The 25,611-nt window shown below is 49.2% G+C and carries 21 protein-coding genes and 2 pseudogenes; 9 read left to right on the top strand and 14 right to left on the bottom strand.

All coding sequences use genetic code 11. From position 1 onward, the window contains the following. Both AAX04_RS09990 and AAX04_RS09985 read right to left on the bottom strand, forming a co-directional pair. A pseudogene (locus AAX04_RS09990) lies at positions 1–295 on the bottom strand (hypothetical protein); the annotation flags it as partial. A 162-nt stretch (positions 296–457) separates the two neighbouring features. Beyond that, the gene (locus tag AAX04_RS09985; RefSeq protein WP_066797747.1) at positions 458–937 is read right to left on the bottom strand and encodes a PaREP1 family protein; all 480 of its coding nucleotides are present in this window, start codon (positions 935–937) and stop codon (positions 458–460) included. A gap of 175 nt (positions 938–1,112) precedes the next feature. Between AAX04_RS09985 and AAX04_RS09980 the strand changes: the two genes are divergently transcribed. From AAX04_RS09980 to AAX04_RS09970, 3 genes are all read left to right on the top strand, one after another. Then, a complete protein-coding gene (locus AAX04_RS09980; protein WP_066797745.1) occupies positions 1,113–1,481 on the top strand; it encodes a HEPN domain-containing protein in 369 nt (122 codons plus the stop codon). Beyond that, positions 1,478–1,828 carry a nucleotidyltransferase domain-containing protein gene (locus AAX04_RS09975; RefSeq protein WP_066797743.1) on the top strand — a complete coding sequence of 117 codons (351 nt, stop codon included), beginning with the start codon at positions 1,478–1,480 and terminating at the stop codon, positions 1,826–1,828. The genes AAX04_RS09980 and AAX04_RS09975 overlap by 4 nt, the downstream gene beginning before the upstream one ends. 67 nt (positions 1,829–1,895) lie before the next feature. Next, positions 1,896–3,116 carry an MFS transporter gene (locus AAX04_RS09970; RefSeq protein ID WP_066797740.1) on the top strand — a complete coding sequence of 407 codons (1,221 nt, stop codon included), beginning with the start codon at positions 1,896–1,898 and terminating at the stop codon, positions 3,114–3,116. A gap of 268 nt (positions 3,117–3,384) precedes the next feature. On the opposite strand, the gene AAX04_RS09965 is transcribed toward AAX04_RS09970, so the two are convergent. Both AAX04_RS09965 and AAX04_RS09960 read right to left on the bottom strand, forming a co-directional pair. After that, entirely contained in the window at positions 3,385–4,962 is a 1,578-nt protein-coding gene (locus tag AAX04_RS09965; RefSeq protein ID WP_238377860.1) for a DNA topoisomerase VI subunit B, read from the bottom strand. A gap of 128 nt (positions 4,963–5,090) precedes the next feature. Further along, a complete protein-coding gene (locus AAX04_RS09960; RefSeq protein WP_162270134.1) occupies positions 5,091–7,919 on the bottom strand; it encodes a thermopsin family protease in 2,829 nt (942 codons plus the stop codon). 214 nt (positions 7,920–8,133) lie between these two features. Between AAX04_RS09960 and AAX04_RS09955 the strand changes: the two genes are divergently transcribed. The 3 genes from AAX04_RS09955 to AAX04_RS12005 all read left to right on the top strand — a co-directional run bounded on the left by AAX04_RS09955 (position 8,134) and on the right by AAX04_RS12005 (position 12,054). Further along, entirely contained in the window at positions 8,134–11,031 is a 2,898-nt protein-coding gene (locus AAX04_RS09955; RefSeq protein WP_066797732.1) for a glycoside hydrolase family 3 N-terminal domain-containing protein, read from the top strand. Positions 11,032–11,119: 88 nt separating this feature from the next. Next, the gene (locus tag AAX04_RS09950) at positions 11,120–11,908 is read left to right on the top strand and encodes a dienelactone hydrolase family protein (protein ID WP_066797729.1); all 789 of its coding nucleotides are present in this window, start codon (positions 11,120–11,122) and stop codon (positions 11,906–11,908) included. Positions 11,909–11,913: 5 nt separating this feature from the next. Further along, complete coding sequence (locus AAX04_RS12005) at positions 11,914–12,054, top strand: hypothetical protein (RefSeq protein ID WP_156519802.1); 141 nt, start codon at positions 11,914–11,916, stop codon at positions 12,052–12,054. Here AAX04_RS12005 and AAX04_RS09945 read toward each other — a convergent pair. The 9 genes and pseudogenes from AAX04_RS09945 to AAX04_RS09905 form a co-directional block, all read right to left on the bottom strand. Further along, a complete protein-coding gene (locus tag AAX04_RS09945) occupies positions 12,051–12,935 on the bottom strand; it encodes a DMT family transporter (protein WP_066797726.1) in 885 nt (294 codons plus the stop codon). The genes AAX04_RS12005 and AAX04_RS09945 overlap by 4 nt on opposite strands. A 98-nt stretch (positions 12,936–13,033) precedes the next feature. Next, on the bottom strand, positions 13,034–15,454 hold the full coding sequence (locus tag AAX04_RS09940; protein WP_066797724.1) for an ABC transporter substrate-binding protein: 2,421 nt from the start codon (positions 15,452–15,454) through the stop codon (positions 13,034–13,036). Positions 15,455–15,911: 457 nt separating this feature from the next. Next, entirely contained in the window at positions 15,912–16,301 is a 390-nt protein-coding gene (locus AAX04_RS09935; RefSeq protein ID WP_066797721.1) for a hypothetical protein, read from the bottom strand. Positions 16,302–16,363: 62 nt separating this feature from the next. Beyond that, positions 16,364–17,170, bottom strand: a complete 807-nt coding sequence (locus tag AAX04_RS09930; protein ID WP_066797718.1) for a hypothetical protein — start codon at positions 17,168–17,170, stop codon at positions 16,364–16,366. 502 nt (positions 17,171–17,672) lie between these two features. Beyond that, positions 17,673–18,818, bottom strand: coding sequence for an NAD(P)/FAD-dependent oxidoreductase (locus tag AAX04_RS09925; protein ID WP_156519800.1), 1,146 nt, complete (start codon positions 18,816–18,818; stop codon positions 17,673–17,675). A gap of 3 nt (positions 18,819–18,821) precedes the next feature. Beyond that, positions 18,822–20,057, bottom strand: a complete 1,236-nt coding sequence (locus AAX04_RS09920) for a thermopsin family protease (protein ID WP_066797705.1) — start codon at positions 20,055–20,057, stop codon at positions 18,822–18,824. An 8-nt stretch (positions 20,058–20,065) separates the two neighbouring features. Continuing rightward, the gene (locus AAX04_RS09915; protein ID WP_156519799.1) at positions 20,066–21,076 is read right to left on the bottom strand and encodes a Gfo/Idh/MocA family protein; all 1,011 of its coding nucleotides are present in this window, start codon (positions 21,074–21,076) and stop codon (positions 20,066–20,068) included. After that, positions 21,076–21,618 (bottom strand): annotated as a pseudogene (locus tag AAX04_RS09910) (hypothetical protein); the annotation flags it as partial. The gene AAX04_RS09915 and the pseudogene AAX04_RS09910, both read right to left, overlap by 1 nt. 247 nt (positions 21,619–21,865) lie before the next feature. Then, a complete protein-coding gene (locus AAX04_RS09905; protein WP_084761401.1) occupies positions 21,866–22,396 on the bottom strand; it encodes a Gfo/Idh/MocA family protein in 531 nt (176 codons plus the stop codon). Between the two features lie 199 nt (positions 22,397–22,595). Here AAX04_RS09905 and AAX04_RS09900 point away from each other — a divergent pair, with 199 nt between their 5' ends. After that, positions 22,596–23,684: a hypothetical protein gene (locus AAX04_RS09900; RefSeq protein ID WP_066797694.1), complete on the top strand. Its 1,089-nt coding sequence runs from the start codon at positions 22,596–22,598 to the stop codon at positions 23,682–23,684. A 126-nt stretch (positions 23,685–23,810) separates the two neighbouring features. Here AAX04_RS09900 and AAX04_RS09895 read toward each other — a convergent pair whose 3' ends face one another. Further along, positions 23,811–24,326: a pentalenene synthase gene (locus AAX04_RS09895; RefSeq protein WP_238377859.1), complete on the bottom strand. Its 516-nt coding sequence runs from the start codon at positions 24,324–24,326 to the stop codon at positions 23,811–23,813. A 177-nt stretch (positions 24,327–24,503) separates the two neighbouring features. Between AAX04_RS09895 and AAX04_RS09890 the strand changes: the two genes are divergently transcribed. Together AAX04_RS09890 and AAX04_RS09885 are read left to right on the top strand one after the other, a co-directional pair. After that, on the top strand, positions 24,504–25,412 hold the full coding sequence (locus AAX04_RS09890) for a KaiC domain-containing protein (RefSeq protein WP_202904437.1): 909 nt from the start codon (positions 24,504–24,506) through the stop codon (positions 25,410–25,412). A gap of 25 nt (positions 25,413–25,437) precedes the next feature. Continuing rightward, positions 25,438–25,611 (top strand): ribbon-helix-helix domain-containing protein (locus AAX04_RS09885; protein WP_066797690.1); only part of this gene is annotated, 174 nt, incomplete at its 3' end.

Genomic DNA, 25,611 nt, shown 5'->3' with positions numbered 1-25,611 from the left:
AATCAACACCCAATTCCCTACAGGACTCGTAAACACTCATTACGAGGGTTACTGCACCGTCAGCATACCTACGGTTTGGAATAATTCCATAGGCACTTTCCCTAAACGCATTCACCCAACCAACCTTAGTACTAGGAAGGAATTGCATTTGCTTCGCCACAGCCAACACCCTATGAGCAGCCACCCTAAACAACCAAGCCGTTGACAGCAACTCCCCAGCCACACCACCATCAACATTAAACGGCAACCTAATTGTTAAGTAATCCACAAAGGAACCCAAGACCCGCAGAGGCAAGGAACCCCCGGCGACGGGTGGGGAGCCACTGCGGTGAGGGGGCCCAGGGAGACCGTCGAGAAGAAGGTGGTGGAGATTTCATGAACCACCGCCTCCAGAGAGACGGTGCTTCCAGCCTGCCAAATGATGCTTGATTTCATGCTGTGTAGTTTTTCATTTCACCTAACCCCGCTTGTTCACAAGCTCCTTAACCTTCTCAACAAGCCTCCTCACATCATGGGCAGCAACGTCATCACTTGGGTATGGGCTAAACACCCCCTCAGGGTCTGGTCCATTGTACTGGTAGTCGTGAAGGTCTAGTGCAATGTTTGTGTAGACATCAATATCACCGCCTATGATGCTTGCTATAGCCTTTAACTTAGAGGTGGGCATTATGGCCAGTATCCACATGATTGCCTCTACACGCCTACCACTACCCCTCAACCTCTTAACACCCGGAAAGACCTTCCTAAGATCATCCACCTTATCCACCGCGTACGCCGCCACCACAGCCTTCCATGCTTGAAACGCCTTCCCAGCAGCGTTCCTAATCAACCCCTCCTCAAGGAATTTCTCAGCTATCTCAGCCTCGTAGGAAGCTTCCCTAAGCCTCACAGCCCTATAATCCTCAAGGTTATACCACGGCTTTGGTAAAGCATCCACAACTCAAATCTAATCACTGGGGAATTAAATCTTACATTATTAAGGTAATTCCCTGCATCTAAATACATTCAACGTTAAATCTATGGAGATTATTAACCTGCAACCTACAAGGTGAAGATCCGGTAGTAACTTTAAAATACTTTACTTAGAGTTCATAAGTCGTAAGGGTTTTGAGGTGAAGAGGGTTAGCGACTGGTTAAGGCAAGCTGAAAGGGATTTGGAGGAGACCGAGTATGCTAAAAGAGGAGGTTACTACGAGCTGGCGTGCTTCTTATCTCAGCAGGCCGCGGAAAAGGCAGCTAAGGCCCTGCTCCAATACCTAGGCATAGAGAGGAGGAGCCACTCAGTACTTCACCTGCTCCAGGATGCTCCAGGCGAGGTGGTACAATGCGCCGCCTACCTGGATAAGCACTACATTCCGGCTAGGTATCCTGACGCTTATGTTGAGGGAGCCCCCTACGAGTATTACACTGAGAGGGATGCCGATGAGTGCTTAAACTGCGCCTTAAGGATACTCAATTGGGTTAAGGGGAGGGTTAAATGAGGTTGATAATCCTCTTCGGCTCCAGGGCTAGAGGTGACTTCACTGAGAGTAGTGATTTCGACGTTCTCATAGTTGGGGATGAGGTTCCAATAGACCCAAGGAAGGTTTCTGATGAGCTTTACATGTGGGTTGTGAGGATGTTCCGTGGGGCAGTTGACCCAATTTTCATGAACACTGAGGTATTCCTAAGGAAGCTGAAGGATGGTGTACCATTCATCCTGCAGGCGATAGAGGAGGGGGTTGTCATTTACAGGGAGGAGGGGTTCTGGAGGGAGGTGATGGGGATTTACTCAAGCGTTAGGCCACTGTACGAAAGGAGGGGTAAGGACTGGGTTAGGGTTAAATAGCCTCTACCAATCCCTAAAGTGGCTTGGCGGCTAGCGGAAATGCTTAATAGGCTTTTGCGTAGAGGGGATGAATCTAAATGGGATAGTTGGTAAGGGTTTCCTAAGGAGGATTGGGGGTGAGGGGCTCCTATTAGCGGCAGCCAACTCGCTAAGTGGCATAATTTGGGGAGCCAACTCAGTATTACTGTCAATCTACATGCTTAACATTGGTATGAGGCCAACACTCATAGGACTCGTCATCGGGCTCTTCTCGCTTATGAGTGCACTGGGTTCACTGGTTATAGGTTACGTGGCTGACCTAATGGATAGGGTTAGGTTATTCACAGTGCTTTCACTAATAGGTGGGTCACTGGTGCTGTTAATGGCCACAGGTGTACCATTCATAGTTTCCACAGCCTACCTACTCACAGCCCTGTTCAACAGATACGTTGTGCTCACCGCCATTGTAGGTGAGTACGCTAAGCGAAGGGGGGCCTCGGATGAGTTGTTCAGCCTCTCATCAACCTTTAATGTAGCCTTCAGCGTGGTTGGTTCCCTAATAGCCTCATTACCCAGTTACCTTGGGCGACTGGGCTATGGCATCGTCTTCACCATAGAGGCCTTATCCATATACTTAACGATACCCATGGTTCTGGCGGCTGTTAAGCGCATAGACAAGTCCATACTAAAGGCTGGTGTTGATAGATTAAGCCTAGGGGACTTGGGTAGGTTACGATCATCGTGGTTGCTGAAGAGGCTACTCCCAGAGGCCATAATAGGGCTTGGTGCTGGTGTTATAATACCGCTCTTCAGCCTTTGGTTCTACCTCAAGTTCCACATCAACATTGCTAACTTAAGCATAGTGTACGCTATATCAGATGCAACGCTGGCACTAGGCACGTTAACCGCACCTGCCGTATCAAGGTTCCTACGCAGCAGGGTCAAGGCTGTGGTTAGCCTGGAGGGCTTGGCCACGGCAATACTGGCTGTAATACCATCCATATACAACCTACCTGTACTATTAGCCCTATTCATAGCTAGGAACACACTGATGAATATGGCTAACCCACTATTAACGTCGCTAATCAACGAGTTGACGCCTAGAGAGGAGAGGGGTAGGGTCTTTGGTATATGGAACATGTTATCTTCAATACCTCGCACGGTGGGGCCAGAACTAGGAGGCTACTTAATCGACATCGGTTACCTAGATCTACCACTCTACATAACCTCAGCGCTCTACGCCACAGCTGTAACCCTATTCTACATACTACTTAAGGGTGTTGAGGGGACTAGGAAGATTGAAACCTAGTCAATCAACAAGTCGCAATGTCCATGGTTGTTTAAGTAAAATTACGCAGGTGCCAAGCGTTAAGCCTTAATTCCATGTAACACCCTTTACAGTTAATTGGAGCAGAGGCGTAGTTAGCCATACCAAGGAACCACCAGTGAAGCCAAGTGATCCAGCGATGAGAACTAATCCTGTGTTGCTTATCGGTAACAATTATGAGATCTCTACAATTACCGCTGGCCGGGGGGTGCGCATAAACTTAACGTACCCTGCATTAAATATGAGTAGCTCAGGTAGTTTGAGGTTGAGTGGTATCCGCCGTGCTTGCGATAGCCGGTGGCCCTGCACGTATGTCTAGGCCCAGCTTCCTTTTAACCAAATCCTCAAGCTTTGTCTTAATTAAGCCATTATCAACATTGGATACGAAGGATAGGGCTGCTGAAACCTCCTCGGTGTACAGCTTCAGTATTGCGTATTTCGTCAAGAGTTCCTGCTCCTTCTCCTTCCTGGCTAGGTAAACCTTAAGCTTCCTGGCAGCCTCCCTCACGGCCAACCTAACCTCCTTCTCAACCTCAGGTACGTCGGCGATGGCCTCCTTACCCGCTGAGGCGTAGGGTACCTTGGTTGAGCACACGTGTACAACCACGGCTATGGGCGCTGGGAACTTAACCTTATACTGGCTCCAATCAACCTCATCAATCACATGCCTAATCACGTCACTACCCTCATCCTGCAGTAAAGGCACCTTATTGGCATACCTGTACAGCAGTGGCCTATCCATAGGCATCAATGAGCCACCCCAGGCAATGGCTGCCTCAACTATGAATGGGTGCCCTGAGTATGATGCAGGCTTCCTGGTGGTTACGAAGACGGCCTCAGGCTTAAGCACGTTGAGTATTCCACTTGCCAGTATCTTTTCCCCGATTGGTGATAACCAATCAGCCCTAGGTCTCCTCCAACCAGTGAACTGCCTCATCTTCTCGGCCAGCATCCTCAACTCAGCCTCACTGAGTCTCTTAACGTGCTTACTAGCCCTAATGCCAACAGTCTTCAGAAACTCCTTAACGGTCTCGTCACCCACACCGTCGAAGTTCTCCTTGAGGAAGTCGACTAAGGGTATGTCACTGTTCCTACTTATTAAGTGCCTCAAGGTCTCTAGGTCTATGCTGCTTGGGTGTGGTAGGCCTTCCACCGGTGGCTTGGGCAGTAGTGTAGTTGTTCTGTTAAACCTAAGCACCTCGCCGCTTGGCTCAATGAGTATTATGTCGGCGTATGGGGTTATCATGGCCGTCCTAATTAGGTACTCCTCCACCCTACTCTTAGCGTACTGCCAATTACCCTCCAGGGTTACCTTAACAGCCGTGCCGTGCCACCCATACTTATTCTCAACCCTGGTGTGGCTGTGTATAACTGGCCTATTCCTAACGGTGTCTATGCTAATTTCGTAGGTGTACACGTACTGTGAACCCCTTATGGAGCTCGTTACCTTAACGGGCATACCTGTGGTGGATTGGGCGTAGAGGACGACCATCTTAGCCCCAAGCCCGAAGATACCCCTGTGCTGCTTTATCCTGTACTTCGAACTGTAGAATATTTGACCAAAGACGTTTGGTATCTCCTCCTCAGGTATGCCGAGCCCATTGTCCTCAACATAAATTGAGTAGATGTCCTTATCCTCATCAACATACCTAATCGCAACCTTAACGGTGGGGAGAATGCCGTGGTTCTCAGTGGCATCTAGGGCATTCTCAACAAGTTCCCTAACTGTCTGGTACATCGCCCTGCTTGGGCTTGAGAATCCGGCAATCTCCTTATTACGCCTAAACCACTCAGCCGGTGTAAGTGACTCAAAGGCAACATCAGACATATACATAAGCCACATGCATGAAGCACTTTTAAGCCTTTCTACGCCCAGCAATGTAATACACAATTCAATTACTTAATAATGAAAAATTGAGAATAGGGGTAAGTACAGGTTAACAATTAACAAAAATATTAACCACCTCTGGCACGTATTAGAAGGGCAATTGTGACTAGGGTTACGGCTAGTAGCGCCAGGGCATAGTAGGCTATGTAGCTAACCCCCCACTCAACCGTAATGGTCAGCGGCATATCAACGGTGGCATTAACTGTTAATGCGTGGTGGAGTACACCGTTAATTACAATGCCAATGGGCTTTATTATCGTCATGTTTGCGCCTACCCGAGCCCTCGTCACCTTAATGACAAGTAGGTTACCGGCGTTAACCCAATTGACGTAGCTCCTGGTCCAAGTCCCATTAACATTAATGGCGAGCGGGCTCGAGACGGTTACTAGGTACTGCCTAAGCCACGACACAGTTAAGTTAAGCGGCTTATCCACCTTAACTACCCCTGATTCGTTGAGCGGAATTAGCCTAGTCCCATTACCTAGGTTAACCGCACTGAGCGTAACGTTAAGCACACTACCCTCATTAAACCACCCACTGAGTACCTCAACGGTCGTATCATTCACTGTCACGGGGGCCACGCTAACCAGATTAACCATGTACTGCCTAACCCAAGCAATAGTGACATTAATGGGTCCATTTATGATCAGTCTGATTCGGCTTTGGTTAAGTAGCATTAACCTACTCCCATTGTTAAGCCAGTAGTAGCCAGGGGCCTCGATGAACAATACGCTTGACTCATTAACCCAACCTGTGAAGTTAACCGTGAGCGAACCATTAACGAGCACTGGAACTGGGCTAAGCACCCTAACCAGGAACTGCCTAACCCAAGTCACAGTTAAGTTAAGCGGCCCATCAACGGTTACCAACGTTGACGTGTTCAGCGGCCGTAACCTAACATTACCGTTAATCATGTAGTACCTTGGGATAGTCACATTGATGATGCCGCCCGCATTAACCCACAGTGTTGCATTGGCCACGCTACTCCCATTAACGGTGATAGGCACTGGGCTAGTGATTTTAACAAAGTACTGCCTAACCCACGTGACCATGGCGTTAATGGGGCCAGTTACGGTTAGGCTAATGGTTGAGGCGTTAAGGGCCATAAACCTAGTGCCATTGCCGAAGTATGTGAACCTAGGTACCAGGAGCCTTATAGTGGAGCCTTCGTTAACCCAACCAATGAAGTGCAGCATCAAAGTACCGTTAATGCTGATCGGCACTACACTACTTACGTTAACAATGTACTGCCTAACCCAGCCTATGGTTAAGTTAAGTGGTTTGGTTATGGTTAGGTTAATTGCGGTTGAATTCAGGGTTATGAACCTTGTTAGATTATTGAACAGGTAGGCGTACCTAACTTTAATAATCACCCTCGAACCAGCCTCAACCCAACTAACCATTTTAGTAGTGGTGAATGTGCCGTTGGGTAGGGTTACGTTGATCGGGAATGTTGAACTTAGGCTCAGTAGGATGTACCTACTGTAATTACCAATGATAACGTTAACCGAGAATTCACCGCTGGTGGGTGTTATGGTGATGGAGTTATTGCCCAGCAGCCTAACGGCGCCATTTTGGTTAACCAGGAGCCCCTTGAAGAGGTAAAGCACCCCACTACCCCTTATGACGGGGGGTAGGGTTACCGTTGTCTCATTGAGCACGTAGAAGCTTAACGAGGTTCCGTTTGGGTAAATTACCTCAACGAAGCTTGTCGGTATCGTCGGTTTAAAGACACTGCTTAACAGGCCGTAGTACGGTATACCTACAGTGAGTTGAACATTACCGTTTTGTGCTATTGAGGCCACGAGGTCGGTGGCCGATTCACCTGTGTTTAAGCCGAAGTTGTATATATCCTGGTAGGGTGACCAGCCAAACCCATCCCAGTACATTATAGCCAACTGGGCATACATGCTCTCAAAGGTGGTTTGTTCACCTGAGTAGTATCCACCAAAGACAAGCTCAACATCATAGGACCCACCGTTGCCGGTTAGGCTATAAGGTGTGGTCTCTATGAATGCACCACTGGCGTTGACGCCCAGCGTGACATTGTCAAACCACTTAATGACCGGTGGGCCATATATTGAACCGTTCCTAATTAAGGCGTAGCCGAACATAACCACCACGGACCCGTTGATAACAGTCACGTTAACCTCAAGGTAACCAGCCAAGGGCAAGTTATACCTAGCTCCCTTACCTAGGTAACCGTAGTAACTGCCAGCGGAATACGTATGAACACTCCCTAAACCTTTAACCAAGTAACTTGAAACATTAGCATTAGGTTCCGTGAAGTTCCAGGTGTTGTCAGCTACGTTGAGTACGTTTGCGTCGGTTATGAACATTAGGGCGTCCTGTACCCAATACTCCTGCACACCACCATTACTCAGTTTAACCATGACCACGGCGTTTAACTGAAGGCTGGCGCCACTCATGGGGGCCTTAATCACGTTGACGGCGGTGTAGCTGCCATTCCAAGCCCTCATCGATGATATTGAGAAGTAGCCTAACACAGCCGTGGTATTCATGGGCATCATGGAGGACACCCCCGTGGGCGCTAACCCAATGGCGCTAACCCTAGCGTTAACAAGTTGACCACACTTAACTGGGTAGAGGACCACGTAGTAGGTGCCCGGTGGAATGCGCACTAGGTAAGCCCCCACGTTCACCTGTGTTGAGTAAAGCGAGTAGGTTACCATGCCTCTACTCCACTTGGTGTATTGGCTGGGTGTGAAGACGTAGAGTCCATATGAACCACCCGTTACCTGAACTAGTAAACCCTGGCCGGGGTTAATGGTTACGTTTGGCCAATAGTACCAGCATACAGTGGACTGGGCGCTGGCGGTGATGGCTGTTGCAATCATCAGCAGTGGTGCTAAGGCCAGTACCCACGGCCTGTTCATCATCCCTCAACCCGGCCCCTACGCTTACCCTCCCTAAGCTGAAGTCGAAGCAGTGATGCATAGGCACAGTAATACCTCAGCATTACCCTGGCGATTAACATGCGTAGTTTCATGCATCTGAGTATTAGTGGAGCTTTAAAAACTAAACTACATTAAACCACAGGGGTATTACTTTTAAATGAAGATAGGGATACCTTAAGTTGTAGGGTTCTGTATGGTACCTGAGTCCTTCATACCCAGTGGTGTTAAGAGGAGGGACATTTACCATGGCGGTTGGATCGACCATGATAAGGATGGCTTAATGTCCCCCTTCGAGGACCCCAGTAGGCCCATTGACGATAGGGTTGAGGACCTGCTAAGTAGGATGAACCTTGAGGAGAAGGTTATCCAACTCAGGTCAGCCCTAACGGATAGGCTTGACGTCGGTAACCTATCCGTGATTCTTAGAAACACCGAGCCCAGTGAGGGTGCGGTTAGGGCTAATGAAACCCAGAGGAGGTTCCTGGAGGAGACTAGGCTTGGAATACCTGTCATAATCCATGATGAGTGCCTACATGGGTGCGTGGCCAAGTACTCAACCGTCTTCCCGCAGTCCATTGCCCTAGCCGCCACTTGGGATGTTGACTTAATGTACAGGGTGGCTAAGGCTACGGCTAGGGAGACTAGGGCTAGGGGTATTAGGCAATGCCTATCACCAGTGGTCAACCTAAGCTTTGATGCTAGGGCTGGTAGGACTGAGGAGACTTATGGTGAGGACCCATACCTGGCCTCCAAGATGGCCTACGCCTACGTTAAGGCCCTTAGGGAGGAGGGTATTGTGGCAACCCCCAAGCACTACATAATGAACTTCGTTGGTGATGGTGGTAGAGATAGTGCTGAGATTCACATGAGTGAGAGGTTCATTAGGGAGACTGAGCTCCCCGTCTTCAGGGCTGCAATTAAGGCCGGTGCATTGTCGGTCATGGCGGCCTACAACTCAATAGACGGCGTACCCTGCTCAATGAATAGGTACTGGTTAACCGAGGTGCTTAGGTGGGAGCTCGGCTTTGAGGGTTTCGTGGTCTCTGACTACGGCTCAGTGACTGGTATAGCGAATAGGCATTACATCACTGATAAGCCTGAGGAGGTGGCTAAGCTAGCCCTAGAGGCCGGCTTAGACGTGGAGTTCCCAGGCTACGTGTACTATGGTGATCCGCTTGTTAAGGCGGTTAAGGAGGGCTTGGTAAGTGAGGAGGCGCTCAACGAGGCTGCTAGGAGGGTTTTAAGGGTGAAATTCCTGATAGGCCTATTCGACTCACCCTACGTTAACCCGGAGGAGGCTAAGGTTATTGGTAGTGAGGAGCATAGGCAACTGGCCCTTGAGGCTGCTAGGAAGGCGATAGTGCTGCTTAAGAACGACGGCACGCTGCCCATTGACAAGGGTAAGGTTAAGTCCATTGCGTTGATAGGCCCATTCGCCGATGAGGTTAGGCTTGGAGGCTATAGTGCAGTGCCGAGGAGGGTCATCACGCCACTTGAGGCCTTTAGGAATAGGGGGGTTAACGTTACCCATGCGAAGGGTTGCATAGCAGACATGGACCCAGACTACCCAATACCAACAAGGTACCTGACACCCATGGGTGAACCGGGTAGGCGTGGGCTTAGGGGTGAGTACTTCAACAACCCCAACCTAGAGGGTGAGCCAGTTGGCGTTAGGGTTGATGCACCTTGGGAGGGGTTCTTCAGGCTTGACCTTGGCTACGATCCACCATACCCAGGCCTGGACCCAGGTAAGTACTCCGTTAGGTGGATGGGCTACATAACGCCACCGGCCACGGGAACTTATGAGTTTAAGGTTTACGCTTCTGGTGGTGGGTTTAGGCTGTTTGTTGATGGTAAGCTGCTCATTGACTCGTGGGGTATGGTTAGTAATATGCCTAAGTCAGCCACCATTAGCCTGGAGGGTGGGAGACAGTATGAGGTTAGGCTTGAGTACGGTAGGTTGAACTACGGCTACGCATACATTAAGCTCGGTTGGGATCTAGTTGACGACTCAATGGTTAGGGAGGCCGTTGAGGCTGCGGCTAAGGCTGACGTTGCAGTGGTCTTTGCAGGCATAATTGAGGGTGAGCAGAGGGATAGGGCTTGGTTAAGGTTGCCGAGGTGCCAGGAGAGGCTAATTGAGGAGGTGCTTAAGGTCAATAGGAACACTGTTGTAGTGTTAACAACGGGTTCACCGGTGGTGGGTGACTGGATGCTTAAGGTACCTGCCATTGTTGAGGCCTGGTACCCAGGTGAGATGGGTGGGGAGGCTATAGCCGAGGTCCTACTGGGTGAGTACAACCCCGGTGGTAAGCTACCAGTAACCTGGCCCATGCATGAGGGGCAAGAACCACTCTACTACTTCACTAAACCCAGTGGTAGGGTGTATGACTACGTTAACATGCCTTCAACCCCACTCTTCCCCTTCGGCCATGGTTTAAGCTACACTACCTTCAAATACAGTGACCTTAGGGTCAGTGTTAATGAAGATGAGGGGGTTGTTTCAGTGTCCCTAAACGTTGAGAATGTGGGTAAGTTAACCGGTGATGAGGTTGTTCAACTTTACGTTAGGGATGAGTACTCAAGCATAGCTAGGCCACTTATGATGCTTAGGGGCTTTAGGAGAATAACCCTTAAACCCGGTGAGAAGACCACTGTCGAGTTTAAGCTAACCCTAGACGACCTAGCCATGTATAACGCCGAGCTTAGGCGTACAGTTGAGCCTGGGGCTTACCAAGTGTTAGTTGGTTCGTCATCAATGGACATTAGGTTAATGGGTAGGTTCACCATAAGTCAACTAGCCAAGTCCCTAATCAAGGTAATTAATGTGGCGGCTGATAAACCAAGCGTTAAGCCTAATGAGGTGGTTAAGGTGAGGGCAGCATTGAGGAATGAGGGTAAGGTTGGTGACCCAGCGCCAATTAAGCTAAAGGTCAATGGCCTAACCGTGGAGGAGCATAGGGTCTACCTGGACCCAGGGGAGGAGAGGACCGTGGAGTTTAAGGTTAAGCTACACGAGCCAGGTAGTAACGTCGTAACCGTTAGTGCACCTGATGGAGAAGCCTCAGTAACAATCCAAGTAACGGCGTAGGAGAGAATCACCCGGCAGTTCATTAAACCATCCTTATTTTTAATAAGCCCTGAAGAATATTAATAAACATAACTAGCCCTAAGCGTGCATGCAACGCGAGGAGGTTGTCGAGTACAGGTCCTTCGATGGTGCAGAAGTTACGGCCTTCCTGGTTAGGCCATCCACTAGTGCTAATTCAGCGGTTGTGGTCGTTCACGAAATATTCGGTATAACGGACTTCATAAGGAACATCACCAGGAGGTTAGCCTCACTGGGCTACCTGGCCATTGCACCAAACCTATACTCCAGAAGGGCTAACGTGTTCACTGAGGAGAGGATCACTGCGGTTATGAGGAGGTTCTGGTCTATACCGCCTGAGAGGAGGGCTAGCGGTGAAGCCGTGGCTGAACTCATGAGGACTTTAACCGTTGAGGAGCAGGAGATTGTTAGGGAGCTGGTGGTTGATAGGGTTAAGACTGAGGAGAGGATGATTAACGACGTGGTTGCCGCATACAACCACGTTAAGGAGACCTATGGAGTAAGTAAGGTTGCCGTGATGGGGTTCTGCATGGGTGGTGGGTTAGCCTTTGAGGCACTAACAAGGGTGCCCTTCGATGCCGGCGTTATTTACTATGGAAGGAACCCAAGGAACCTTGAGGACTTAGCCAAGGTGAAGGGTGCAATCCTAGCCATCTACGCCGGTGAGGATCCATCAATAAACCAGGGCTTACCAGACTTAATGAGGGCCGTCATAACCTATAAACCACGCTTCGAAATGGCCTTCTACCCAGGTACACGGCATGCCTTCGCCACCGAGGGTGGGCCTGTGTATAACGAGGCGGCTGCCAAGGATGCTTGGGAAAGGACTGTGAACTTCCTCAGGAAGTACCTTGGGTGACCTCAATGAGTAGTACAGGTAGTGCCATCACAGACTGCTTCCTAACCTGGGTGGATATACTGGAGGAGACTGAGAAGAGTAAGGTGGGTGGTGGAAAGGGTAGGATGCATAGACCCACCGGTAAACATGAACATAAACCCGATTAGGCGCCATGCCCCTTAACGGTGCCGGCTGAGGCTAGGTATATGCCTATGAACATTATTAAGGCACCGATAACCTCGTTTATGGTTGGCCTAATGCCCATTATTATGTAGTTCAATATTAATGTTAATGCCGGGACCGTGAATATGTAGGCTGTAACGTTGGCGACACCCACCGAGTTAACCATCAGGTACCATACTAGGAAGAGGACAGAGCCGCCAATTACCGATGTACCCATTAGGTAATCCATGAAGTTGAACCCCCAATCAACGCTCAAGGCAAGTCTATCCCCATACATATACATGGCCAAGGCGGCTATGGCCATGACTACTGAGCCGAAGATGAACATGCTTGAAACCACGATGAGCCCATTATAGTTGCTCAACTTCCTGAAGTAAATACTATAAAGCGCCCAAAACAACGCATTAACCACGGTTATTACTGAACCCAGTAGCGAGACACCCCTGCTCACTGCCGATAACCCATATATTAAAACACCGATGAGCCCCAGTGCAGTACCTAGTATGCTCGCCTTCGACGGCTTCTCGTTAAGCAGCAGTATTGATAGTGGTATTGCGAATAGAGGCATTGTATAGCCGAATATGGCTGATGAACCAGGGTCTATGTAAACCAAGCCATAGGCCCACAGCGCGGTGGCTATGGATGAGAAGAGACTGAGCAGCACGACATCCCTATTGAAAATTATGTGGTAGTTACCATTAATAATCATGGATATCATAATCAACACGACACCAGCCAACAGGTACCTTACGGACATGTACACCAATGGTGATGAGTAGTCTAAGCCAAACTTAACGAAGAAGTAATTCGACGACGCAGACAATGCGTATATGGTCATGTAGATGGGGACCCACCTCCTACTCATTGAAGGAGGCATTGGGTACACCACTATATAAGTCCTACATCATTAATGAGATGATAAAAACCATGGATTTTAACGATTTAACCCCGGACTTTAATGTATTACCTCCTTCTCAATGCTATTACTGCCACTACTGCGGCGATTACGATGACTACCACCACTATCCCAATCACCAGTGCTGTGCTGATTACTGGTTTGGTTACTGTTACTGTACTCACTGCTGTTGTGGTTGATACTGCAGTTGTGGTTATTGTGCTTGTTACTGTCGCCGTTGATGTAACAGTGCTAACAGCAGTGGTAGTTGCTGTAGTAGTCGTCGTAGTAGTGGTTGTCGTGGTAGTGGTGGTTGTTGTGACTGGTGTGTACGTTGTGTGGAAGTATGAAGCCACACAAGCCTGCAACTCAGGATCCGGCGTTGGCAAACCAATGAAGACTGCCCACTTGTAGAGCTCCGGATTAGTCCAAAGACTACCGTTAACAATGGCCTGGGCTAACGCAGGCATGACTCCAGGGGGTGCGAAGGCGCCCATGAATAATTGCACGTTGAACTGTGGGTTAAAGCCATCCCAACCCCAGCCAATACCCCAATTGTACAGTAGTGAATATGCTGCCGCGGTGTACTTGGGGTTGGTGTACGGCATACAGTCATAGGCCCACATTGGGTCAATCATGTTCTTCGGGAAAACTGCACCGAAGTCACCCTCAGCTATCTCAACACCCGGCACCCAGTATTCGAACCATGCGAAATACGCCTTAACCAAATCATAGTATGCGCCTGAACCGGGCTCAGCCGCCGTTATTGCATTCTCCCAGTTTGTTAGGTTAATGTAGCCGAAGGTTGAGTTGACGCAGGTTATCACAGTGTTGTTAGGTATGTGGAAGTTCGTGGTTAATGGCTTACAGTACCAGCCAACAACCTGGTTATTCTGGACAATTGGGTAAGCGAAGGGTGTGACTGTTGAACCTGTGAAGTTAGCGCAGAATCCACTCTCATAGACACCACCAGCGGCGTACTGGGCTATGTCGTAGTATATCCAAGCCGTGTTAACACCACCCTTTGGGGCACCTGCGTACAGCCAATCAGCCGTTGCACCCATCTTAGATAATCCACAGGGCCATAGCTGACTCCATATGCCAGGCTCAAGTGTGTAGAAGGTTGTCTTAATGCCGAACTTACTCACCTGCACAGCCGCTTCCTGGTCGTCAAGTATCCAGAAGAGTAGTGATGTACTTGACGCATATACGTTAAGGGTTAGTGGTGTTCCGTTTGGTAGGTACCATTGGCCGTTCTTGTAGTATAGGCCGGCTGACTCAAGGAGCTGAGCTGCCTTAGTCCAGTTGGGCTGGGTGAAGTTGACAACCATAGCCCTAATATCCTCAGGGAAGGTTAACCAGAAGCCGGCCAATACATTGGGCGCCGGCGCAGGTACATTAATGTAGACCGGTACGTTAACCCAAGAGGGGCCGAAGGCTAATGCAGCCTCAGTCCTATTAATAATGTAGAGGAAGGCTTGCCTAACCTGCGGTATGGTGAATGGGTAGTAGAGTGGTAGGTTGAAGCCAACTATGGATATGTCGGGCATGGTGTAGTACGTGTAGCCAGACTTGTTGAAGACTGCGTAGTCTGGTGGTGTTGAGAACCATGATGGTATGTAGAAGTCCTTACTCTTAACGGCTAAGGTAAGCAGCTGTGTAACCCCACCTGAGAGCCCAATGTATATGCCTATCTTCGGGAAGTATTGCCACGTGTGGAATGGCAGTATCTCATCCCACGTGGCCAACAGTGGCTTACCATTGAAGTACTCGGGCTCGAGTTGAATCCATATTTCACTCGGGGATACTTGGGTAACGTAGTATGGTGAAAGGCCCCAATACGGAACAACCATCTCACTTATGTTCTTCTGGCCGAAGGTCCATGCTTGTGAGGCGTTCATGGTCTTAAGCTCATTAACAACCTTCTCCCAAACTGGCCATGGCGTAATTATCCACTCTATCAATGGCCAAACCCAACCAGTGGCGGTCCAGTGATCGAAGTGTATTGATATTGTGTAGTTGTTGATGACTATTAAATCCTTATCCACATTCTGCGGCATTAGGTATGGGTAGAACCAGTCAAAGGCCTTAACACCAATGTAGAATTCCGCGTAAACATCCCAGGCGGTGAAGGGTATCGTAGCCGAACCATTAAACCAATACAAACCACGCCTAAGGTAGATTATGACCGTGTGGTTATCTGGAAAAATAGTCCAATTCTCAGCCAAAACAGGCCACCACTGACCAGTAGAGTCATCAAACTCGGCAAGAGGCATATAGGTACCGGCCCAACCTATTAGGTTACCTGACGCGTATGGGTTCCACCATGGTGCAGGCCAGGGGGTTAGGAGCACGTAGTTCCATGGGAATGCATCCTCAACGGTGAAGGTTGGATAAGACTGCTGCGCATACGTTACATTAACACTCCATATGGATATAGCCACCAGTACCACGGCCATTACTAACAGGTATTTCAAGACTTTAACCATGGCTCTCATTAACGATGGCATTATTTTTAAATATTGCCGTCATTAGGCATGCATACTTATGCAGCGCAACACCGCTTTTATGTGTACTAATATGTATACATTTTTTAATCATTAATTAGTAACCATGCCCTTCAAGATTGATGGCGGGCCCGCCGGGATTTGAACCCGGGTCCTACGGCTTAGAAGGTGCGGCGGCACGGTCCGCGGGGATATTATTGAGTATCTGCAAAATTTTTAAGCTTTATGCCGTTTCATTGCATTGCGGCTCTGGCGCATCATTGTAAGGCGCATAGCGTAGTTTCTGTGACCTCAGGGGTCTACGTGAAAATGTGATTTCATGGCATAGAAGGAGGGCCCTCCCCGCGGAGCCGTCCCTCCGCCGCTCTATCCATGCTGAGCTACGGGCCCTAATGCCTTTAGCTTGAGCCTGTATAAAAGTTTAACCCATTTAATGGGCTTAGCGCTGTGGGTACCTGCTTCTTGCAACCTTCCTTATGTCGAAGATGAAGATTGGCTTCCAGCCCAGTTTACTTAACCTGCTGCTTAACTTTGTTATTAGGCTCCTCCCGTATGATGCCAGTAGCACTAGCTTAACCTCACCATCCCTCATGTATAGGCGTGTAAGTATGATGCCTCTGCCCATTGGCCAGTCATCGTACTCAAACCCGACATCACTGGTTGCCAGCGGCCCATACTTATCAATGATGCCGCGTAGCTCGTTCTCAACTTCATTTAGTATTGTGAATTGACTCTCCTCCACGTTGATTTCACTTAACCCAACGGCGTTTAGGTCAAAGTAGATGACGTGTCTATCGCCATGGACCTCGAATAATGCAACCCCCTGCATATCTTACAGGACAACCTGAAGGGTAGGGTTTATAAACCTTGCCCCTGATCCATGGCCCAGCCTTAGGCTATGGACTTGCATGGGGGTTTTAACGGATCAACCACCTTGAGCCCGAATAGGTAGCAGTAGCCCTTATTCCTGCCGTAGTACACGCAGTCATTGCAGTCATCAGGCCTACCGTTAATCACCTTAAACCTAAGCTCCCCAATGGAAACCTGAGCCGGCTGTGGGATGGGTACTGGTATTGGCTGTATGGGTTGGGTTAACTGGGGCTGTGGGGCTGTTAACTGTGGTTGCTGGGCAAGTGGTGGTATTGAGGGGGGTTGCTGAGTCTCCTGGGGTGGCGGTGGAGGTGGTGGGGCCACTGGTCTCACTGGTTGGGGTTGAATAACCTGCGGAGGTGGAACCTCAATTGGCGGGGGTGGTGGGGTGACTGGCTGCACTGGCTGTGGTGGCTGGGCTGGTTGAGCCGGCTGGGGTTGTTCAGCTGGTTTGGCTGCAGGTAGCTCCAGGTTGAACTCATCCTTAAGCTCCCTGAGCAGGGCAGACTTAACCACGTCAATTGTTAACCCATCGCCCTCAGCCACCTTCCTATCATTAATGACTAACGCTGGGAACGTTGAAACCCCATCCTGCCTCATCCTAACTATGAGGGACCTGTACTGACCTGGTATCTTCCCCTCAGGTTGATCAAGGTACTTAACCACTTCACCCGTGACATCACCCCTAACCTTAATTATCGTTAACCTAACCTTATCATCACCAATACCCCTCTTGGCCAATTCAACCTTAATGTCATTAACAATACTCCTCAGTTCATTCTCGATAGCCTCAGTCTTCCCCGCAATGGAGTAGAACCTAATTATCATTAACTAAACCTATCAACCTGCAAATTTATATTCTTAGCGTTTTTTCTAAACCCCTGAAACGGCTAATGATAATTTTTAACTTAGCTTAGATTCCATGGACTTAATTATAAACTCTAACCATCGTAACCCGAGTTCTTTTACCATAAAATATCAATAATATAACAATTATTAATATCATCAAAACCAATGTTTAATCATCATAATTTAAATGTGTAGTAATATTCAAATAAAGATGTTAAGTAGCATAATGTTTAGATTTTACTACCTAACCTATTCGTGGCTTCAGCAGCATTATAACATATTCCTCTTAAGATTATTCGAGACCTACACCATCGTAAACAATGGGTAGTTTACGGATTTTAGTGAATATTGAGAAATGGTAACCTCTTTAAGGGTAGTTAAGTGATGTTGATGCCTTTGACATTGTTAGGTATCTTGAGGGGTGTGAATTGCCATTGTTATGGGTGTTTAACCGGATGTATGGGGATTCTTTGAGACTCGGTTAAAGTGGGGGTATGTGTTTTATGATTCTGGGTGTTGCGTTAACCATTGACTTAACCATCTCCCTTAAGGCCTCCCTATAAGTTAATTTACCGCCTGTGGTCTTCTCAATGATGTTAACAACACCTGCTTGGCTAAAGCCTGTTAGCCCCATGAACCTGCTTAGGAATGTTGCATCAATGCCGTAAACCATGTAGGCTGTGGTTAAGGCGTACTGGTTATCCCTTAGGTAACTCCCCATTAATTCGCTGTAATGCTCAGTTGGATTACTATGCCTCAGCGACAATGCCGACAATGCACCACTCAGCATTGCTTGAAATATCCCCTCCCCAGTGACTGGGTCCGCCAGTCCCAGGGAATCCCCGGTCAGCATAACCCTGCGCGTAGCCACTTGGCTAGGTGGCCTGTAGGGTATTAGGTGCCCCATTACCCTGCCGAGTCTCAATCCAAGTTCGTTAACGTAACTGGTCAGCAACCCGCTGTACCTGCCCTTCAGGGCTGAACCTAACCCAACATCGTAATCACCACCACCCAGTGGGAAGACCCAGGCATAGCCCCACTTAACCCTGGTGAAGTCCAGTACGCAAGCATCCATGCCTAGCTTACCTGATGCAATGTTCATCAATGCTACGGCGTTGGACCTAGGTACCAGTCCAATGGACCTACCAACCCTTGAAGGGGCACCATCAGCCCCAATCACCCAATCAGCCTCGTAGATGCTCCTCCTGCCAATCACCTTAACCCCACCACGCCCCTCCTCAACCCTAACCACCTCATCATTAACGTACTCCGCGCCATTCCTCAGGGCCTCCCTAAACATGAATTCGTCAAGCCTCTCCCTCCTTGAAACCCTAATCAAGGGTTCCCTAAACCTAAGCAGGTAAGAGCCCGCGTGCGTTACGACAACCACCTCACCGCACTCATGTTCAATGACCTCGCCTAAATCAAGGTTGATGATCCTGGATAGGGCAATGGTCTTAGGCGTTAAGCCGCCACCACACGGCTTAACCCTGGGGTGCCTAGCCTTATCAATAATGGTAACCCTGACCCCAATCCTAGATGCCAACAAAGCCGCTGTATTACCTGCAGGTCCACTACCGACGACGATGAGCCTACCCAGGGGCATTCTGATTAACTCACTGGACACTATTTAAAGACCCTGCCTATGCCTAACGCCAAGTAGCTTAACCAAAAGCACTACTGCAGCCGCCAATGGGATGAGTAGCAGGGTTGTCTGTAACCATGGCTCAACACCCTTGACTAGGACTACGTAACTATAGGTTACTATGCTCATGTTACCGGCGTAGAGGGTTATGTTTATGATGTATCTGCCTGTTCCGTTAACCTTAACCCTTAACGCCGAGCCGCTTAACCTATGCGCAACTCCCCTGGGGTTGATGATGGTTGTAATCCACTTACCTCCGCTAGGCGTTGGTTGAATTATTAAGAACCCGTTACTGTAGCTGGCAATGGCCCTAGGGACCCATAGGTATGTGTTGTTCACGGTGCCATTAATCTGTACCACGAACCCTCTTAACTCATTGTAAATCTCCCTGATGCCGTAAACACCATTAACCGACTCGCCAGTGTCGAAGGACCTGGTTTGGGCGCTGGGTGGCACATACCAATGGCCATCATGTTCATACATTAATATGGCTGTTGCATTCCAGTAGTAAACGTAAAGTTGGGCCGCCGCCGTATAGCCTGCCACAACCCATTCAATGTCGTTACTCAACCCACCCGGGTTAAACCCACCCACGGTTATGTAGGCTTCAGTTGACTCATCCATCACAATTACTGAGTCGTATCTGATCCAACCTGTGTCTATGCCCGTTGCGTTTAACATGTAGTAGTAGCTAATGTTAATGTAACCCATTGGGGTCAAGGACACTGTTACCATGCAACCCACGGTTATGGGCGGCTTAACAACCATTATGGAGGGCTCAACGTGCCTGTAGTAGTATGCGTACTGCTGGTTACTTGGGTAAACCCTACTACCCCTCACGTGGCTCAGCATCAGTGGGGCCTGTGGGTAACTCACGTTCCATAGGTCATCCCAGAACCAGACCATTAGGCTTGAGCCCGTTAAAGGCTCGAGGTGGGCTATGTCCTGGACCCAGTAGTAGTACCTGCCATTGGTCACCACGGCGTTTAGTTGAATACTAGCCACGTTGCCACCCACGAAGCCCACTGAGGTGAAGGAGGCGTTGTAGAGGGTTAAAACACCCATGACGCCTTGGGCTGAGTACGAGTAATTCAAGACCCTGCCGTTGAGGATCATTGTCCCGTTGTCCGATATGCCTACTGCATTAATCCCCAACGCCAGTGGTAGCTTGATAAACAGGGCAATGGCAATAATGATTGTTGTTAGTGTCAACGTCCTCATTGGTTAGTTTAAACCAGAGGTAGCTTAACTACCCTACCCTCTGCACTGCTCTTATACACGGCCTCTATTATTTCCTGTGCCTTAACCGCATCATCAATTGTTATAGTTAATTCACCACGGCCCTGGACAACGTCGATTAGTTCATCTAGGGCCGTCTTACTAGTCCTATCCATGTTTGGCTTTACCCAGGACTTTTGGTCCCTTGTGTAGTACATTAGGCCAATCTCGGTCCTCATCAACGCACCCCTATCGCCATAAATCTCCAGTGGGGACCAGGGTAGGCCTTCGGTTACCTGCACCCAGCCCGCGTCCAGTATGCCCAAGGTCCCCTTTGAAAACTTAACCAAACCCACACCCTCATCATCAATGTTGTAGCTTGAGGTGAAGTTAGTCACTAGCCCGTGAACCTCAACCGCCTCATCACCCAGTATATACCTAAGTAGGTCGGCTCCATGTATACCGAGGTCTAGGAACCCTCCACCACCTGAGTATTGGCTTACGGCGAACCACTCACTCCAACCCTTAAACCACCTATCCACAGCCGCTGAGTGGGCTACCCTAACCCTAATCATGCTTACCCTGCCCAATGCCCCACTATTCACCAACTCCCTGGCCTTAATGTTCTCCGGGTTGAACCTTGAGTTGAAGCCTGTGGTGAAGAGTACCCCATGCTTCTTAACAATGTCCCTTATGTTCAATGCATCACTTAGGTTAACTCCAATCGGCTTCTCGCAGAATATGTTAACGCCGTTCTCGGCCAACTGCCTAACGTACTCGGCATGCCTTGAGGTTTCAGAGTCAACCACTGCCACATCTGGCTTAAGCTTAATTAACTCATCCATGCTCCCGAGTAGCCTCAGGTTATACCTACCTGCGTAGAACCTACCCCTCTCGACGTTATCATCATAAACCCCCACCACCTCAACGTCACCCCTCTCAGACCTCCTCCTAAGCAGTTGCTCCGCATGACCTGGTGCGTGGACGTGGGCGAAGCTGACTATGGCTACCTTAACAACCATCACTGGTTCACCCTGCCGATGATTGGCTTAACCTCGTCCGGTATCGTTGGCTTAACCTCAACTCCACCCTGCCTGGCTGATTCATATACGGCGTCTAGTATGAGCTGCTCATACACGACCTCCCTTGGGTCTATTGGTGATGGCTGCCCCTTAACTATTGCATCTATGAACCTGCCTACCTTATCCCTCCAGGGGTCTCTGTTGGGTAGGTTAACGGTTACCGTGGTCATGTGCCCCCACTCATCCCTGTAAACCTCAAGTGGATTCAGCTTAATGCCTCCCCTGGTGCCCATGTAGAATGGCCTACCCAAATCATTGTTATGCATGGCCCAGGCCTCCTTCATTATCAACACACCGCCGTTCCTAAGCACTATCTTGGCAACAACGAAGTCCTCAACCTCAAACCTATCCACGTCCCAGGCACCCCACCCACCCTCAACAATGGCATCCTTACTCCTACCAATCGCGGTGAAGATGTGGGCACTGACCCTATCAACCTCGGGGAAGCCGAGTATGTTCATTGCGTTGTCTATCGCATAGCACCCTAAATGACCCCCTCCCCGCCCTTTTTGGGTGGGGTTTCATTGTGGGGGTCTCGTCCGTTGCCCCTCTTTGGGGGTTAATGTTTTCGTCCTCGGGGTGGTGAAAAGGGTGGGGTATCGACCCACCGGCTCATCTGTGAGGGAAGTAACCCCCCTCTCGGGGGCACCACCCCGAGTACAAAATCCTATCTCTGCTGGTCTTTATAAAACCATCGCTATGAATCCCACATAATGGGGCAACCCCGCCCTAAAGGGCGAGACTTGTTCCGTTGTTAAGCACAACCCCACCACCAGCCATTTCCCTAGTGTAAAAGGTTGGGGTTGTGGGTATCCCCCTACGCCTCTTACCATCGGCCAGGGTTTCGCCGTAGTAGAATTCACCCAACAGCCCACTGGCCACGATCCTCTTAGCCGCCATTATCTGGGCCTCAAACCTGTTCTGAAAGCCAACCTCAAGAACCCTGCCCGAGGACACCGCCGCCCTATACATCTCCAGGGCCTCAGCCCCCGTTGAGGCCATGGGCTTCTCCACAAGGACGTGGACGCCGTGCTTAAGGGCGTATATTGCGGGTTCGGCATGCAACCTGTGGGGTGTAGTTACGCTCACGGCGTCTAGGCTAAGCTTGTCAATCATCTCCCTGTAGTCTGTGAAGACGTTACTCTCCGGTATGTTCCACCTCCTGGCGAACTCAAGACCCCTCTCCTTAATTATCTCAGCAACCCCTACAAGTTCTACGTTAGGCAACTCCCTGTAGTACCTGGCGTGTACGTTAGCTATCCCACCAGCCGTCTCTCCGGAGGCGGTAGAGGTTTGTTGTCTCTACCGGCTGCTTCTCGACGGTCTCCCTGGGGCCGCTCACCGCAGCGGCTCCCTCCCTGTCGCCAGGGGTTCCCAGCCACTACGGGTCTCGGGACCCCAGGGTAACTGTTAAGGGTGTTGGGGTTAGGTTTATAAATCTTTTGAGGGATATCCCTCCGTGGATTACTTAACCATTAAGTTGCCATTTAATGTTGATGGGGATGTAGCCAGGGAGTTGTTGTCGACGGCGTGGTTGTTTAAAATAGCTGCTCATAGGGTGTTGGATGTGGCAAAGCATCAGGAAGTACTGCCTGGGAATAGGATTGGTTGGAAGAGCATGTTTAGGCAGTTTGCCTATGAAATTATCCCAAACCGTAGGTATGCTGACGGTGCTATAACCCTGGTGATGGGCATTTATGAGTCATGTAGGTCGTTGGGTGTTGATTTTAGGAGCGTCGAGCTCTCGAACTGGTTGATGTTTCAACAAAGTGAGCTTGAGTACCCAGTTAGAAATGTAACCTTAATGCGGGGTGGCGAGTTCAGCATCACAACCGTTAGTTATGATGGATCAACTGGCAGGGTTGTTATTAAACCAACCGTGCCGAGGAGTTATGGGAAGTTGCTTAATGCAGTCCTCACTGAGCGAGTTAAATACATGGGTAGGGTTGTGGTTAGGGACTACGGTGTTAGAGGTAACCGGTTGTGGTTACGTGGTGAAGTACACGTAACGGTGCCGTTGGATGTTTACTACGAGCACATGGCTAGGCATAGGCGTAATAGTGGTAGGCTATTCGGTGGCGTTGATGTTAATGTGGATAGGATTAATTTGGCAATTATTGATAAGGAGGGTGGCTTAAGGGATTATAAGACGTTTTGGTTCAGTGAGACTTCTAGGAAGGGTTATAGTGGGCATAGTGCATGGAGCATAATTGGTATGAGGATTCATGAGATGCTTGATTACGCCTACCGCCACGGTGTCAAGACCTTGTTCCTAGAGAACCCGGAGATTCTTGGCAGGCTGAAGTTGGTGTGGGTTAGGGGTGGCGATAGGAGGCATGAGAACTACAACCATAAGGTTGCAACCTTCAGGAGCTCAATCATCGAGAGAATAGCCCTAAAGGCACCACTATACAGCATTGAGGTCAAATACGTAAACCCAAGGGGAACAACAAACTCCAAAGAACACGACGAAACAATGAGGAAGCATGGACTGGACAGGCACACCGCATCAGCCTACTTAATAGCCCTAAGAGGGCTTAGGCATTAATAAATACATACACTACAAATAACCATAAAAACCGAAACAGCCCCTATGAAACCAACCCTAACCTTACCGCCAACCCCCGTGCCCGCTGATGCCATAATACGCACAGCCTCCTGGGTTTAAACGTATTCAATGTGGGTGAATTAAGGCTCGCCTAACCTTAACCATGCACCTTGGACAGAAGCCAGGCCCCTTCCTGTCCGTGTCCATGAGGGTGTTGCTGAAGTGCATCACGCAGCTTGGGTTCTCGCAGTGTCCAAGGCCCAGTGTGTGGCCAACCTCATGAATAACCTCCTTAAGTATCCTGGTTACTAGCAACTCCCCAAGTAACCTAGCCGTGAACACCAGGGCGTAATCACCCTCAGCAACACCAAAGACGAAGTTTAAACCGGGCACGTAACCGTCAGCGTTAACCACCGCAACATACCTGCCGAAGCCAGGGTGCTGGGCCCTTAAGGCATGGCCGATGACGCTGAGGAGTAGGTCAGCCCTAACCTGCCCTCTACGAGGGTCTAAGTAACTACGCCACAGTCCACTTAAATCAGCATTAACAACTGTAAACCTGATGAGGCCATCGAAATACCTCGAGGCCATTAGCGCGAAGTCCCTGGGTAACTCAACCTCACTCACTATTAACGCATCCACACTTCACAGCGGCTTTACGTGTTTATAGGTATAATTGCTTGGTTACTATCCATTAAGGCCATGGTCAACAATGAATATAACCATTCCAGGTAATTAAGGTAATGCCCAGAGACATGTTGATTTAGTTTGCGGAAGATTTTTATACCATATAAAGAATATTAGCCCTGGTACCTTAATATGGATAAGGAGAGGAAGACCACGGATAAGGAAACTGAAACGAAGAGGAGCGAGGTAAGTAGGGAGGTGAAGATTGAGAGGGAGGCTTTTGGTGTTGATGTTCTTGATTCTGCTCTTGAGGGTGGTGTTCCTAGGGGTACTTGGGTTGTTGTTACTGGTGAGCCTGGTGTTGGTAAGAGTATTTTGGCAATGCACTTCGCATGGAGTGGGCTGCAGAGTGGTGAACCGGTGATTTACGTGACTACGGAGTCCAGTTTTCGTGATGTTGTTAGGCAGGCTGGCCAATTCAACATGAGGTTCACTGACTACAAACCAGTGAACCTCGTTGATGCACTCGCTGGGCGTGTTAAGGTTAAGCCAGGTGAAGTAAACCTAGTAGTCATCGACCTATTCGGCCTTTATAGGCAGTACCGTGAAATGCTTAAGGCTAGTGAGGAGGAGGGTGAGGGTGAGGGTAAGGGTGGGAGGAGGCCGAGTAGGGCTTTGAGCATTGAGGTTCTTGAGGCATCGGTGGCTAAGGCGTATGAGCTTCTTGGCTTCGAGGAGGGTAGGCCAAGTGAACCGAGTAGGCTAATCATAGACTCAATGACGGCTTTTTGGGCTGATAAGCCAGCGATGGCTAGGGCTTTTAGTTACAGGCTTAGGCAGGCATTGTACAGGCAGAATATTACGGCCCTCCTAACAAGCCAATACGCACCAACAACCGAAATGAGCTTCGGCTTTGGCCTAGAGCACATTGCAGACGGCATAATACACATGTGGATGGACAACGTCACAGAGGCTAAGGAAGTCAGGAGGTGGCTAATAATAAAGAAGATGAGGATGACAAACCATGCTAAGAAAGCATACAAAGTTGAAATACAACCAGGGAAGGGATTAGAACTCGAGGAGTATATGGGTAATATTTAAATGTGTGTTGTTTTGCTTGTTGTTGATGCCGAGGTCTAAGTCTGGGGTGAGGATGATGCTTATCTCCGTTCACATACCGAGGCGGATGCTTGAGGGGCTTGATGAACTTGCCAAAAGTGGTTTATTCCCATCCAGGAGTGAGGCAATTAGGGTAGCCGTAAGGGACCTATTAACCAAGGAGAGGGAGAAGAGAAAGGGG

The organism is Caldivirga sp. MU80, from assembly GCF_001663375.1.
In the GTDB taxonomy this organism is placed as follows: Archaea; Thermoproteota; Thermoprotei; order Thermoproteales; family Thermocladiaceae; genus Caldivirga.
This window is presented reverse-complemented; position numbering and strand designations above follow the sequence as displayed.

Bases quoted from the DNA above. Each gene is read 5' to 3' on its own strand.
- AAX04_RS09950 (WP_066797729.1), top strand. From the start codon at position 11,120: ATGCAACGCGAGGAGGTTGTCGAGTACAGGTCCTTCGATGGTGCAGAA.
- AAX04_RS09930 (WP_066797718.1), bottom strand. From the start codon at position 17,170: ATGATAATTAGGTTCTACTCCATTGCGGGGAAGACTGAGGCTATCGAG.
- AAX04_RS09955 (WP_066797732.1), top strand. From the start codon at position 8,134: ATGGTACCTGAGTCCTTCATACCCAGTGGTGTTAAGAGGAGGGACATT.
- AAX04_RS09920 (WP_066797705.1), bottom strand. From the start codon at position 20,057: ATGAGGACGTTGACACTAACAACAATCATTATTGCCATTGCCCTGTTT.
- AAX04_RS09945 (WP_066797726.1), bottom strand. From the start codon at position 12,935: ATGAGTAGGAGGTGGGTCCCCATCTACATGACCATATACGCATTGTCT.
- AAX04_RS09975 (WP_066797743.1), top strand. From the start codon at position 1,478: ATGAGGTTGATAATCCTCTTCGGCTCCAGGGCTAGAGGTGACTTCACT.
- AAX04_RS09965 (WP_238377860.1), bottom strand. From the start codon at position 4,962: ATGTCTGATGTTGCCTTTGAGTCACTTACACCGGCTGAGTGGTTTAGG.
- AAX04_RS09915 (WP_156519799.1), bottom strand. From the start codon at position 21,076: ATGGTTGTTAAGGTAGCCATAGTCAGCTTCGCCCACGTCCACGCACCA.
- AAX04_RS09970 (WP_066797740.1), top strand. From the start codon at position 1,896: ATGAATCTAAATGGGATAGTTGGTAAGGGTTTCCTAAGGAGGATTGGG.
- AAX04_RS09935 (WP_066797721.1), bottom strand. From the start codon at position 16,301: ATGCAGGGGGTTGCATTATTCGAGGTCCATGGCGATAGACACGTCATC.
- AAX04_RS09940 (WP_066797724.1), bottom strand. From the start codon at position 15,454: ATGGTTAAAGTCTTGAAATACCTGTTAGTAATGGCCGTGGTACTGGTG.
- AAX04_RS12005 (WP_156519802.1), top strand. From the start codon at position 11,914: ATGAGTAGTACAGGTAGTGCCATCACAGACTGCTTCCTAACCTGGGTG.
- AAX04_RS09890 (WP_202904437.1), top strand. From the start codon at position 24,504: ATGGATAAGGAGAGGAAGACCACGGATAAGGAAACTGAAACGAAGAGG.
- AAX04_RS09960 (WP_162270134.1), bottom strand. From the start codon at position 7,919: ATGAACAGGCCGTGGGTACTGGCCTTAGCACCACTGCTGATGATTGCA.